The following is a 13,852-nucleotide window of genomic DNA, read 5'->3' on the forward strand; positions in this document are numbered from 1 at the left end:
CTGCACCGTCCGGCCGTCCCCTCCCGAGAGTGTCGCGCCAGCCTACGGCGCGGGTCGGCGCCTGGCTCCGGCACCCGGCGCGGGTGCGCTCGGACGGGCCGGGCCTCCGCGGACGTCCGACGTCCAGGGCAGCCGGGCGGCCGGGGTACCCCGGGCACCCCGGCACCCGGGCAGCGCGGGCGGCCCGGGCAGCGCGGGCAGTGCGGGCAGCGCGGGCAGCGCGGGCAGCGCGGGCACTGACCGGATGCTGATCGACCGCTGCGAGCCTGGTCGGACCACCCCGCACACAGGAGGACCTCCCGATGACCCGCTCGACCCCCACGATCCCCGGCTTCGACCACCGCATGGTGCAGGTGGCCGACGACGTCCGGCTCAACGTCGCAGTCGGCGGCTCTGGCCCCGCCGTCGTGCTGCTCCACGGCTTCCCCCAGACCCACCTGATGTGGCGTCACGTCGCGGCCGCCCTGAGCACCGACCACACCGTCGTGTGCCCGGACCTGCGCGGGTACGGCGACAGCGACAAGCCCGCGGCGACGACGGACGACGTGTACTCCAAGCGCACGATGGGCGACGACGTCGTCGCACTCGCCGCCGCGCTCGGTCACGAGACGTTCGCGCTCGTCGGGCACGACCGGGGCGCACTGGTCGCGTTCCGGACGGCGATGGACCACCCCGGGACCGTGACGCACCTCGCGAGCCTGGACGTGCTGCCGACCCTGGACATGTGGGACGTGATGCACGGGACGTCCGCGGCGGTCGGCTTCCACCTGTACCTCATGGCACAGCCCCCGGGCCTGCCGGAGGCGATGATCGCGAGCAGCGCGGACGCGTTCTTCGGCCACTTCCTCGACGCGTGGACCGCGTCACCGGACGCCATCCCGGCCGATCACCGGGACGCCTACCTGCGGGCCAGCGCCGCCGCCGTCCCGTCGATCGTGGCCGACTACCGCGCGTCCGCGGGCATCGACGTGGTGCACGACCAGGCGGACCTCGACGCGGGCCGACGCCTCCAGATGCCCGTGACCGTGGTCCAGCAGGACTGGGGCTCGGCACTCGGGTTCGACGCCGCGGCGATCTGGGGACGATGGGCACCGGACCTCACGCACCTGACGACGCGGGCAGGGCACTTCATGGCCGAGGAGGCCCCGGCGGAGATCACGTCCGCGATCCGCGACCTGCTGCGACGCTGACCCGCCGCGCGGCCGCCCCGGAGGCGTCAGGGCTCGAGCGGCACCCGCAGCACGCGGTCGTCGCCGGCCTTCGGGGCGGCACGCCCGTCAGTGTTCTGGGTGACGAACCAGAGCGTCCCGTCGGGTGCGAGGGTCACGTCCCGCAGGCGTCCGTAGCGGCCCGCGTACAGGTCCGTCGCGGTGCCGAGGTCGACCGTCGGCACGGCACGCAGCACCTGGCCGCGCAGGTTGGCGACGTAGACGGTGCCGCCGACGACGGCGATGCCGCTCGGGCTCGCCGAGGAGGGCGGCCACTGCTGGACGGGGTCGACGAAGCGCGCGTCGCCCGCCATCCCCTCGACGACGGGCCACCCGTAGTTGCCGCCCGCGACGACGACGTTGAGCTCGTCCCAGGTGTCCTGCCCGAGCTCGCTCGCGAGCATCGTCCCGTCGTCCGCCCAGGCCAGGCCCTGGACGTTGCGGTGGCCCCAGCTGAAGACGAGCGACCCGGCCACGGGGTTGTCGGCGGGGACCTCGCCGTCCGGCGTCATGCGCAGGATCTTCCCGGCGAGCGACCCGACGTCCTGGGCGTCGCCGGGGACCCCCGCGTCGCCCGTGCCCGCGTAGAGCATGCCGTCGGGGCCGAACGCGATCCGGCCACCGTTGTGGTTCCCGGCGGACGGCAGCCCCTCGACGACCACCTCCGCGGCGCCGAGCGCCAGCGCCCCCGCGGATCCTGTGAGGTCGTGCCGCAGGATCCGGTTGCCGTCGGCGCCCGTGGAGTAGGAGAACAGCCGGCCCCGCTCGTCGACGGCCAGGCCGAGCAGACCGCCCTCGCCCCGCGCGACGACGCCGTCGACCACGCCCACCTCGCGCACCGTCCCGTCGTCGAGGACCTCGAGGACGCGTCCCGTGTCGCGCTCGCTGACGAGCGGCGTGCCATCGAGGAACGCGACCGACCAGGGCGTGGTGAGGCCCGTGGTGACGTCCACCGGCTCCCCCACGGGCAGCCGGGCGGGAGGTGCGCTCGTCGCGGGAGCCGGCTCGTCGGGCCCCGTCGCGCCCGAGCCGGTGGTCTGCGCCGAGGCGGAGGGGGCCGTCGGAGGGCCGGCGTCGGCGCAGGCGGCGAGCGTGAGGACGAGCAGCGCTGCGACGGCCGGGGCCCTGCCCGCTCGTCCTGCGCCCCTGGCGACGCGGCTGCTCACACGGCGCTCCGTCCCGTGCTGGTCGGGCTTGACGTGGTCCTGCCGACCGTACGCCCGGGTGGCTGTGACCGCGCGGCCGACGGGCGTCCGGCGCACCCGAGCGTCAGGCGTCCCCCGTCCGGGTGAGCGCGCCGACGCGTGCCGCGTGTCGCCCGTCTCGTGCGCCCCGCGCGACTGCGGTGCCTGGGAGGGTCGGGGCGGACGAGAGGACACCGTGAGCGAGACGTACCCCAGCCCCGCAGGCACCGGACGACCCGCGGGGCCCGAAGGCCCGGCAGTCACGCACCGCCCGGCAGGCCCGCACGGCCCCGCAAGCCCGCACGGCCCCGCAAGCCCGCACGGCCCCGCAAGCCCGCCGTGGCCGTCGGCGTCTCCGGACCGCCCCGTCCGACGCGCGGCGTTCGAGGCGTTGATCGTCAACCTGCACTGCCTCTGGATGCTGACGTCGCTGGTCGTCCTCGCCTGGGGCGTCGCGTGGGTCACGCCCTACACGGCCGAGCCGAGCGTCGGCGTCCTGGTGTGGGCGGTGCACATGGCGGCACTCGTCGTCGTCGGGTACCCGCTCGGCGTGGGCATCTGCGTGGCGCTGCCGCCGCAGGTGTCGCGGACGACGGCGTCGCTCGTGTTCGCGGGCGTCGGTGCGGTCGCCGGGTTCCTCCTGGTCGTGGTGCTGCTCGGCGCAGCAGCCCTGATCTGGTTCGTCGCCGGCGGCGTCGTCGCAGGCTCCGCCCGCGCCCTGGCGCACGGCCAGATCCTCGCCTGGCGATCGAGGCGCGTGCGGCCCGGCGCGCTCAGCGCCCCCGCGTTCGAGGTCCGCGCCAGGCCCTGAGGCGATGGCCTGCGCGAGGAGGCAGACGCGGGGCCAGGGCCGTCAGCGCTCGGCCTGGAACATCCAGAGGTGCTTCTCGAGGGCTGCGGTGATGCCGATGAGGAGGTCCTGGCTGATGACGTCGGTGTCCGCGGTCTCCGCGACCGCGTCGCGGAGCCGCCCGATCGCCGCGAGCAGCGCCTCGACGAAGTACGGCACGGTGTCGACGTCCTTGACGAGACCCGCCGGGTGCTCGGGCAGTGCCGAGTCGCGGGCGACCGTCGCGGCACGCCCGTCCGGGACGACGCCGATGGTCACGGCGCGCTCGGCGACGTCGTCGGCGAAGAGCCGGACGGCGTCGACGACCTCGTCGAGCTGCAGGTGCAGGCTGCGGAACCCGCGACCGACGAGGTTCCAGTGCGCCTGCTTCGCGACGAGGCTCAGGTCGACGAGGTCCGCGAGCACGCGGTTGAGGGCCGCGCCCGTGGCGGCCTTGGCGGCCTCGTCGAGCGGGCTCGTGGTGCCTGTGATCATGGTGGATCCTCCCGGTCTCCGGTCCCGCCACGTGGCGGCAGGTCCCACGCCGACCCTAGCCATCCTCGCGCAGGCGAGGCAGTGCTCCGCCGACCCGCCTGGCCGACCCGCGCCGCCTGGCCGACCCACGCCGCACGACCGACCCACGCCACCCGTCCGGCACGCGGCCCGGCCTCACCGTCCACGGCGCTGCCCGGACGCGGCGGCGCCCGGTCCGGAGGAGCGGACCGGGCGCCGCCGTCAGGCCGGCCGTCCCTTCAGTCGAACCACGACCCCACGTGGTCCCACCACGACCAGCTCTTCTTGGGCCGCACCTCGTCGGTCGGCTCGGAGGTCGCCGCCGCGGCGACGAGGCCGGGGCCGTACCCCGTGACCCGGACGGTGATCCGCGCCCCCTCGTGAGCGTCGGTCAGCTCGAGCTCGCGCCCGTCGGCACCGGCGAGCGGCACGCCGTCGGCGTACCAGGCGTACGCGTACCGCACGTCCTGCGGCGCCCAGCCGTCGGTCACGGCACGCAGGGTGCGCCCGACCTTCGCGGAGCCGGCGACGGTGACCTCACCGGGCACGACGGTGGTCGCCGGCGTGCAGTCGGTGGGGTCGGCGCGGAACGCCCAGGACACGGCCTGCGGCCCGTCGGCGAACGTGAACCCGTCGGCCGGGGTCGCGAGGAGCGTGACCGTCGCGCCGAGCGCGATCTCGACGGTGCCCTGGACGGCCTCGCCGTCGACCGTCCACGTCACGCCCTCGACGCCGGGCACGGCCACCAAGGCCGGGCCGGGCTCGCCGGCGACGCACGTGGGCGCGGTGAGCACCGGCGCGGTCGGGGTGACGGGCACGTCCACGGCGGGGCACTGCGGCGGCGTGAACGTCGTCGCCCACTCGATGGTCGCGGCGTCGTCGAGCACGTACCCATCCGCTGCCTCGGCCGTGACCGTGACGGTCGCGTCCGCCGCGACCTCGACGGTCCCGCTGACGACCCCGCCGTCGATCCGGTAGACGACGCCCAGAGTGGTCGGCACGATGACGCGCGCCGGGTCGGGCTCGCCGTCAGTGCAGGTCAGCGCGGGCTCGAACACAGGCGCGGCGGGTGTGACGGCGTCGTCGGCCCCGCCTGCGGCCATGACCTGCCACTCGCGGATGCCGACCGAGCCCTGCCCGGCCTGCTCGCCCCAGGACTGCGCGACGACGCGCAGCGCCCTCGTCGTGACGGGCTCGAACGAGACGGGGGCGAACCCGTCGCTCGTGCGGCCGTACGTGCTGCCCTCGGTCAGCGTGACGTCGTGCCACGTCTCCCCGTCCGCGTCCAGGTGCTGGAGCACCCAGCTGCGCGGCGCGATGAGGCCCTCGTTCGCCGTGTCCTCGACGTTCTGGTACCACCAGACGCCCACCTGGTCCACGGTCACGTCGAAGTCCCAGGTGAGGCGCGCCCACTGCTCACCGACCCGGTCCCACGTGCCCCAGCTCGCGCCGTACTTGGACGCGTCGTCCTCGAGGACGCCGTTGGTGCCGTCGTTGAGGCCCGCGACGGTCTCCCATCCGGACGTGAACGAGGCCGTCGGCGTCGCGTACGGCGCCACGTTGCCCGTGAGCTGTGCACCGTCGGCGAGCGGGACCTGGATGGTCGCCGTGGCGACGTTGCCGGCCAGGTCACGGGCCCGGATCGCGAGCTCGTGGGGCAGCGCGTCGGGCGCCTCGACCACGTCGCCGGGCTCGGCCGGCACCCAGGCGCCGACGCCGTCGAACCGGTGCTCGACGGCGGCGAGCCCGGACAGGGCGTCCGACGCCGACACCGTGACGCCGCGCGTCGCCGCGTCGAGAGCCCCTGCGACCTCGGGGGCCGTGGTGTCGACCTTCACGGTGCGCGCCACCTCGTCGGACGTGTTGCCCGCGGAGTCGGTCGCCCGGCCGGTCACTGTCGTCTCGCCCTCGCCGGTGACCGCGACGTCCACGTGCCGCACGGCCTCGGTTGCGGTCCAGGCGCCGTCGCCGACGCGCGTCTCGACGGTCGTGAGGTAGTCGGTCTCGTCGTCGGCCGCGACGCGTACGGTCACGGGTGAGGAGAACCAGCCGTCCGTGCCGGTGGTGCCCGACGCCGACGCGGTGACCACGGGTGCGGTCGTGTCCTCGCCGCCCGGGTCGACGGTGCCGCCGACCTCGACCGTCGCGGTCACGTACCCGCCTGCCTGGCCGGCGGCACGCCCCTCGACGGTGATCGTCCCGGCGGTGGCGACGTCCTCGGCCGCGACGTCACGCCAGGTCACGGGCACCCACTGCGTCGTCCCGCCGAAGGGCAGGCGCACGGCGGGCGGCAGGTCGGGGAGCTGCCCGACGGGTGTCGCGAGCGCGACCCCGGCGAGCTCGTCGGCCTGGACGCCGTGGACCTCCCACTCGGAGACGGACACCGAGTGCACGTACTGCCCGGCCTCCTCACCGTTCACGGTGAGCCGCAGGGCCGTGGTCGTGACCGGCTCGAACGCGACGTCGTGCCACGCGTCCGTCCCCGTGGGGTAGGTCGCCGCCTCGACGGGCTGCCACTCACCGGCCGCGTCGCGGTACTCGACCTGCCACGACGCGGGCGGGCGGATCCAGTTCGCGTCGCGGTGGAACTGGATGCCGACGCCGTCGGTGCGCACGGGCACGTCCCACGCGTACATCAGCCAGTCGGACGCCACGGTGCTCGCGGTCCCGCGGTAGTTGCCCCACTGGTCGGGCGGCAGCAGCGCGGTCAGCGCACGGCCGTCGTTGAGGGCTCCCACGCGCATGGGCGGTGTCTCGGTGAACGACGCCGACACCTCGGCGTCGACCGCGAGGTTCTCGGTGAGCCGGTACGCGGGGTCGTCGGCGCGCGTCTGCCGGACGGGCAGGATGCGGTCGCCGTCCCACTCGACCCGGTCGATCGCGACCGACCGGCGGAAGTGGCCGCCGCCGACGGCGTCCTTCGTGTGGTACGTCAGGTACCAGGCGCCGTCGAGCTCGACGAGCGAGGGGTGCATGGTCGTCGCTGACGTCCCGCCGAGGATGATGCCCTGGTACTGCCACGGCCCCTTCGGGTTGTCGGCGGTCGCGTACGCGACGCACGCCTGGTAGTTGGACGGCGTGCAGTCGCTGCCGCCGCGCTTCCAGTCGTACGCGAGGTAGTAGGTGCCTTCACGCTCGAAGACCCACGGCGCCTCGTAGAAGTCGTCGAGGCCGCTCAGCGTCGTGATGTCGCCGCGCAGCGCCGTCATGGTCGGCTCGAGCTCGACGACGCGCGCCACGCCCCACGAGCCCCAGTACAGGTACACGGTGCCGTCGACGTCGGTGAAGACGTGCGGGTCGATGACCTCCTGGCCCGAGGTGCTCGTGCCGAACACGTCGGTCCAGGTCAGCAGCGGCTCCCCGATCGCGTCCTGCCAGGGGCCGACGGGGCTGTCCGCCACGGCCACGCCGATCGCCATCCGGTTGGGCACGTCCGTGCGCTCCCACTGCACGGGCGCGTACCAGTAGAACCGTCCGTCGGCGCCTGTCGTCACGTGGCCGGCGTACGCGTTGTCGCCGGTCGCCCACGTGAACACCTCGTCCGGGACGAGGTTGCGCTCGTAGTGCTGCCACTCGCCCGAGGCGACGTCGGTCGTCGTGAGCACGCCGTAGTCGTGCATCTCGAACCCGGCCTGCTGCGGCTCGGCCTCGTCGTGCCCCGTGTAGACGTACAGGGTGTCGCCGACGACGAGCGGCGCGGCGTCGGCGGAGTAGTAGCTGCCGTCCCCGACGATCGGGTTGCCCTCGGTCGTGACGGTGCGGGTCGGCGCCGTCTCGGCCGACGCCGGGAGGGCGACGAGCAGGGTCGCGACGATCGCCCCCGCGAGCGCGCCGGCGGCGGTGCGGGTCCCGAGACGTGTCCTCGTACGAGCACTCATGATCAACGTCCCACCTTCACGGCGTCGGAGGTGCGGGTGGCAGGTGCGTAGCCGTCACGGGTGCCGGTGACCTGGACGGTCAGCTCGGCGCCGCGGTCGGCGGTGCGCACCTGGTAGAACGGCGACGTCGCGCCGTCGATCGGCTCGCCGTCGGCGTACCACTGGTACGTCAGGCTCACCGGGAAGGGACCCCAGGGGTCGGTCCACGCGAGCAGGGGCCAGCGTGGTTGCGCCCGGCCCAGGATCCGCACGTCGTCCGCGTCGATCTGCCCGGGCTGGACGGTGACCGGCGGCGACGCGACCCAGGACGACGCGGTGTGCCCGGAGGCCTCACCGCGCACCTGCACCGCGAGCGCCTTGCCGACGTCCGACGGTCGCGGCGTGTAGGTCGCGCCGCGCCCGCCGCGCACCTCCTCGCCGTCGACCGTCCACCGGTAGCTCAGCCGCACGTCCTGGGCCCAGCCCGCGGCCGTGGCGTGCTGCCGGGACCCGACCCGGGCGTCGCCGCTGACGGCGACCGTCCCCGCCTGGACCGCCGGCAGCGCGACGGCCGCCGTGGGCTCGGACGTCGCCGAGGCACCCTCGTAACCCTCGAGGTACCCGGTGACCTCGACCGTCACGGTCTTGCCGAGGTCGCGCCGCACGGGCGTGTACTCGCTGCCCGTCGCGTCACGGACGGCGCGTCCGTCGACGAACCACTGGTAGGCGAGGGTGACGCCGTCCGGCGCCCAGCCCTCGGCGCGCGCGAGCAGCACCTGGCCGACGGTCGGCACGCCAGCCACCTCGACGGTGCCCGGCACGACGACGAGGTCCTCCGGGCCGGCCGTCACGGTCAGGCCCGCCTCGACGACGGACTCGCCTGCGACGGCGCGCACCGTGTAGGCGCCCGCGTCCAGGCCTGCGGGCAGCGCCGCGGTGGTGAGCGCACCGGCGCCGGTCGCGTCGGTCGTGAGCGTCCCGAGCCCGGTGCCACCGGGCTCGAGGGTCACGGCGTACGACGCGCCGGGCTCGCCGCCCGTGAGCGTCGCGGTGAACGACTGACCTGCCGCGACCTCGGCGGGGACCTCGAGGACCATGGGTGCCCGTGGTGCGCTGAGGACCTCCCACTCGACGATGCCGACCCAGCCGGTGGCCGGCTTGGTGAGCGTCGCGCGCAGCGCCGTCGTCGTGACCGGTGCGTGCGTCACGGTGTCGAAGGCACCGGCGGTCGTGGTGAAGCCCGAGGGCTCCGGCACGGTCGCCCACGTGACACCGTCCTCGAGCAGGTACTCGAGCGTCCACGCGGACGGCACGCGCATCCCGCCGCCGTCGTCGAAGAACAGCAGCCGGCTCGTGCTCGTGGTGACCGGCTCGGGCCAGTCGAGCCGCGCCCACTGGGTGTCGCCGGCGATGTTCCAGGTGCCCCATGCGGCGGCCTGGGAGGTCACGGGGACCGTCGCGTTGCCGTCGACGATGCCCGCGGCGCGGTTCCAGGACGTCGACGCCGACACGGTGACGGCGGCGTTGGGCGCCACGTTCACGGGTGCGTCGGGGTCGGGTGCCGGGACGTCGAGGGACCCGATCTGGCTGACGTTCCCTGCACGGTCCGTCGCGCGGTGCTCGACCACCGCCTGCTGGGCGATCGTCGCGCCCGAGCCGTACGTGGTCCAGCTGCCGCCGTCGACGCGGTACTCGACCGAGGCGACGCCTGAGCCGGTCTCCGTGGTGGTCAGCGTGAGCCTGCGCGTGCCCTCGTCGAACGCGGCCTGGACGGCGGGGGCCGTCGTGTCGACGTCGACCGCGAGGGTCTGGACGGCGGACACCAGGCCGCCGGAGTCGGTCGCCCGGGCGCGGACCGCGTGCCTGCCGTCGGACGCGACCGTGACCGGTCCGTCGTAGGGCGTCCACGCGCCATCGTCCACGCGTACCTCGACCGCGGGGGCCGGGTCGGAGTCGTCAGTGGCGCTCACCGTGACCGCGACGGGTCCGGTGAACCAGCCGCTCGCCGGGACGGCGGGCTCGGTGGACAACGCGACGACGGGCGCCTGCGCGGCCCCCTCGGTGACCGTGACGACGGCCGTCGGCCGCTTGTCGGTCCCCGCGACCGTGCCCTGCACCGTGAGCTCACCGGGCTCGGCGTACCCGGCGGGGTCCACCGCGTCCCACGTGACGGGCAGCGACGCCTCGGAGCCGTCGTTGTACACGGCGACCACGCGGGCGGGCAGGGAGGGTGCAGTGCCGGCCACGGTGCTCACCGCGACCTGCGTGAACGTGTTGACCTGGACGGCGTCTGTCGGGCGCACCCAGACCGTGGCGCGGGCCAGGCCGGCGGTGCCCTCGACGAAGCCGGGGACGGTGACGCTGCCCTGCTCGGCGTAGGCCTCCGCGGGGACGTCCTGCCAGGTCACCGCGCGCTCGGCGCGACTGCCGTCGGCGTAGAGCACCTCGACGGTCCCCGGCAGCACCGGGGCCACGCCCACGAGGGTGCGGACCGCGACCTTCTCGATCGCGACCGGCTCCTCGGCGAGCGCCTGCCACTCGACGATGCCCGGGTAGGACGCGCCCTGCCGGACGAGCGTCGCGCGCAGCGCCGTCGTCGTGACCGAGGCGTGCGTCACGGCGTTGAGCTCACCCCTGGCCGTCGGGTACTCGCTCGGCGACGGGACCGGCTGCCAGGTGCCTTCCGCGGTGCGGTACTCGAGGGACCACGACGAGGGCGTGAGGATGCCGCCCGGGTCGCCGTTGTCGTGGAAGAGGATCCGTGACTCGTCGACCCGCACGGGAGCGCCCCACGTGAGGGTTGCGGTCCACGTGCCGCCCGCGCCGGGGGTGGTGCCCCACGTGGCCCAGGCGTCGCTCTCGGCGGCGATGGGGAACGCGGCGTTGCCGTCGTTGATCGCGGCGACGCGGTTCCAGCTCGTCACGGCGGACGCGGTCGCGGAGGCGCCCGGTGCGACGTTCGTCTTGGCGGTGCCGCTGACCTCGACGTCGAGGACGACGTCACGCGATGTGCTCAGCTCGCCGTCGTCGGCCGTCAGGCGCAGCAGGTACCGGCCCGACGTGTCGACGCGCACCACGGTGGTCGCGGAGCCGGGGCTCCCGATCACCGCGTCCGCGCCCTCGGGCGTCGAGACGACGGCCCAGCGGGACGCGAGCGTGCCGGCGGGCAAGGCGTCGTCACGAACCGTGCCGACGAGCCGCACCTGGCCGGGCTGGTCGAACGCCAGGTCCCGGACGACCGACACGTCGGGTGCGGCGTTGGTCGCCGCGGGTGCGGGGACGCCCGTGGCGAACGCCTGGATCTCCTTGACGCCCGTGCGGAACCCGGAGGCGTGCGTCACGGTGACGCGCAGCCGGTCGGCCCGCACCTCGGGGAGCTGGACGCGGTTGTAGTTCGCCGTCGGGTAGACGGGGGTGCGCGCCTGGTCGGGTGCCGTGTGCCAGCCGTCGCCGTCGTGGTACTCGAGCGTGAACAGCTCGGGTGCGGCGTAGCCCTGGACGGTCGCCGTGGACGACGAGCGGTAGAAGTAGACGCGCACGTCGTCGACCGCCTGCATGCCGTCGAGCTCGACCTCGATGGAGTCCGTCGCGTTCGGCGAGGACAGGGTGCCCCAGAACGGCTCGTTGACGGTGGTGCCGTCGACGGCGCCCTCGGGTGCGCGGCCGCTGCTCGAGTAGGTCGCCGTGACCGGTCGCCCCTCGGCGAGGTTCACGGATCCCGTCGAGGCGGGTGCCACGTCGGTGCCGGCCTTGGCGAGCACGTCGACGACGCGGTCGTCCGCGGCGAACGTGACCTCCGCGGCCGACGCGAGCGGAGCCGTCGTGGCGGTGACGACCTCGGCGTCGCCCTCGACGACCTCGACCGTGCCCGTCGCCGGGTCGTACACGACGTGCGCGAGGTCGGAGACGGTGAACGCGAGCGCGCCGTCGAGGTACACGGAGTACCCGGCCGGGACGTCGGCGCCGTAGTGCTCGCCCGTCTCGTCCCACACGACGGTGAGGTCGCGGTCGTGGTAGCGGATGTTGTTGGCCGTGAAGTACGGCCAGTCGATGTCGACGGGGTCGAGCTCGACCTTCGCGTCCGCGCGGCTGCGCAGACCCATCGCGTCCTCGATCATCGTGAAGTTCGTCGCGCCGAGGATCGTGTGGTGGATCCAGGAGCGGTAGCCGATCGAGCCGCCGTCCTGCGCCGAGCCGTTGGACCAGAACTCGTTCTGGTTGGGCAGGCGGTTGTCGCCGTCGCCCTGGTAGTGGGCCCATGCGTTCCAGTAGAGGAGCTGCTTGTACGTCTCGGGCGTCACGTAGTCCGACGGGTAGTCGCGCAGCACGCTCGAGAGCATCCGGAACAGCACGGTGGAGTTGATGACGGAGAAGTTGTTGGAGCCCTCCTCCGGGGAGTCCGCCTTGTCGACCTGGTTGGCCGTGTAGAAGGGGAACACGGGGTACTGCTCGGCGTCCGCGAAGAGGCGCAGCGCCTCGACGTAGGCCGGGTCGTAGTCCGGGTCACCCTGCTTGGGCATGAGGCCCACGGTGAACGGGTAGTAGTTGTTGGTCTCCTTGTACGGGTTGAGCGTGCCGTCCTGTGTCATGCGGTGCTTGAGCAGGTTCCCGTACAGGCCCACCTGGTCGGGCGTCGCCTGCGCGGGCTCCCACAGGTTCTCGAGCACGGCCGTCTTGATGCGCTGCGCGAGGGCGTCCATGTGCGCGGCCTTCTCGTCCTCTCCCGCGACGCGGAAGAACTCCGCGGCGGCCAGCGAGTTCGAGTACAGGTACGCGCTCTCGGTGCGGTCCATGTTCGCGCCGTGGCCTGGCCAGTGGAAGGAGACGGCGTCGGCGTCGTTCCCGGTCATCGCGCCCCAGCTGTACTCGATGAGGTCGTTGCCGTTGGAGTCGTACGCGTCGAGCAGGCCCTCGACGTCGTCCATGGCGTGCTGGCCGAGGAGGCCACCGATCGCGCCGGGGCCGCCGTGCAGCTCGTACGCCCGCCACGCGGCCTCGGTGATGTACTGCGTGTAGGAGTTCGACCAGTTCGCGGGGTCGCCCGGGTTGTCGGTGAACTTGCCGCTCTCGGACGTCTCGCCGACGGAGATCGCGGTGCCGTACGCGTACGCGGGGTCGCGCACGTACTTCAGGTCGTCGAGGAACATCCCCACGGTGAGCACGATCGCGTTGTTGTACCCGAGCGCCCCCTCGACCGAGGTCGGGAACTGGAAGTCGTTGCCCGGGATGTCGGCGTCGAGGAAGTTGAACCGCATGAGCCACCAGCGGTAGAAGAGCGTCTTGTCGATGTCATCCACCGGGGTGTCCAGGTACGGGATGTTCTCGACCCACCACCGGTTGTACGTGGTGACGTGCGTGGTGAACGCCTCGGCCGGGCTCGCGGTGCGCACCGCGGCGTACTCGGCCTCGGAGCCGGGGAGCTCACGCGTGGTCATGCCGAGCTGGAGCTTGGTGGTGGCGCTGCCCGACGCCGGGACGGCCAGGTCGGTGACGAGCGTGGTGCCCTGCGCCGTGAACCCGTCGCCGGACAGGCGGGGGAAGACCGTGGTCAGCGCGTTGAAGGCCTGGACGGCGCCCGTGAGCTCGTCGCCCTCGGCCTGCTGGACCTGGGGTGACGTCGCCGTGAGACGGACGGTCCGGCCGGCCCCGGAGGTGTCGGTGACCTGGACGTTCGCGACCATGACGTTCTCGTGGGTGATGAACTTGGTCTGCGTGAGCGTGAGGCCGGCGCCCGTGAAGACGCTCGTGAAGTAGCTGGGCGTCTGGCGGCGCTGCGAGGCCTGCTCGGTGAGCGTGACCGGCGCGCCGTCGACCGAGACGGAGTACGTGAAGGCACCGCCGCCGCCGAGGGACTCCCAGTAGGCGACGTCGCCGGCCCAGCCGAGCTGGGTGGGCTGGTGGGTCTTCATGAACACCGCGCGGCCGCGCGTGAAGGCGACCAGGTTCTCCGTCGCGTCGAACATGGGCCCGCTGCGCGCGAGCATCCGGTCGACCCAGAAGTCCTGGCCGGGCGCCGAGCCCGCACCTGCCGCCAGGTCCTCCTCGAAGACGGTCGCGAGGTACGACGACGCCGGGCTGTACGGCGCGGCGACCTCCGGGACCGGGGTGTCGGAGCCGTGGAACTCCGGGTACCCGAGCGTGCTCTGCGGCACCTCGGCCCCGGGGACGGCATGGGCCGCGAGCGGCGTGACCATGCCCGCCGCGAGGAGGGAAAGTGCCGCGGTGGGGATCAAGATCCGCCGAAACCGCGCAGGAAACACG

The 13,852-nt window shown here is 73.8% G+C and carries 6 protein-coding genes; 2 read left to right on the plus strand and 4 right to left on the minus strand.

Translation table 11 applies throughout. The features are described from left to right. Window positions 1–302 precede the first annotated feature (302 nt). The gene (locus FZ988_RS02620) at window positions 303–1,190 is read left to right on the plus strand and encodes an alpha/beta fold hydrolase (protein ID WP_149202417.1); all 888 of its coding nucleotides are present in this window, start codon (window positions 303–305) and stop codon (window positions 1,188–1,190) included. A gap of 26 nt (window positions 1,191–1,216) precedes the next feature. Here the strand turns inward: FZ988_RS02620 and FZ988_RS02625 are convergent, their stop codons facing one another. After that, a complete protein-coding gene (locus tag FZ988_RS02625; protein WP_246169118.1) occupies window positions 1,217–2,374 on the minus strand; it encodes a PQQ-dependent sugar dehydrogenase in 1,158 nt (385 codons plus the stop codon). 436 nt (window positions 2,375–2,810) lie between these two features. Between FZ988_RS02625 and FZ988_RS02630 the strand changes: the two genes are divergently transcribed. Further along, on the plus strand, window positions 2,811–3,203 hold the full coding sequence (locus tag FZ988_RS02630) for a hypothetical protein (protein ID WP_149202418.1): 393 nt from the start codon (window positions 2,811–2,813) through the stop codon (window positions 3,201–3,203). 42 nt (window positions 3,204–3,245) lie between these two features. Here FZ988_RS02630 and FZ988_RS02635 read toward each other — a convergent pair whose 3' ends face one another. The 3 genes from FZ988_RS02635 to FZ988_RS02645 all read right to left on the minus strand — a co-directional run bounded on the left by FZ988_RS02635 (window position 3,246) and on the right by FZ988_RS02645 (window position 13,824). Then, window positions 3,246–3,716, minus strand: coding sequence for a Dps family protein (locus FZ988_RS02635; RefSeq protein ID WP_149202419.1), 471 nt, complete (start codon window positions 3,714–3,716; stop codon window positions 3,246–3,248). 257 nt (window positions 3,717–3,973) lie between these two features. Further along, window positions 3,974–7,612, minus strand: coding sequence for a family 43 glycosylhydrolase (locus tag FZ988_RS02640; protein ID WP_149202420.1), 3,639 nt, complete (start codon window positions 7,610–7,612; stop codon window positions 3,974–3,976). A gap of 2 nt (window positions 7,613–7,614) precedes the next feature. Beyond that, window positions 7,615–13,824, minus strand: a complete 6,210-nt coding sequence (locus tag FZ988_RS02645; RefSeq protein WP_149202421.1) for an Ig-like domain-containing protein — start codon at window positions 13,822–13,824, stop codon at window positions 7,615–7,617. Window positions 13,825–13,852 lie beyond the last annotated feature (28 nt).

Origin of the sequence: Actinotalea subterranea (assembly GCF_008364845.1) — a bacterium.
GTDB lineage: Bacteria > Actinomycetota > Actinomycetes > Actinomycetales > Cellulomonadaceae > Actinotalea > Actinotalea subterranea.

Excerpts from the sequence above, each read along its gene's own strand:
- FZ988_RS02620 (WP_149202417.1), top strand. The coding sequence starts at position 303 with ATGACCCGCTCGACCCCCACGATCCCCGGCTTCGACCACCGCATGGTG.
- FZ988_RS02630 (WP_149202418.1), top strand. The coding sequence starts at position 2,811 with ATGCTGACGTCGCTGGTCGTCCTCGCCTGGGGCGTCGCGTGGGTCACG.
- FZ988_RS02635 (WP_149202419.1), bottom strand. The coding sequence starts at position 3,716 with ATGATCACAGGCACCACGAGCCCGCTCGACGAGGCCGCCAAGGCCGCC.
- FZ988_RS02640 (WP_149202420.1), bottom strand. The coding sequence starts at position 7,612 with ATGAGTGCTCGTACGAGGACACGTCTCGGGACCCGCACCGCCGCCGGC.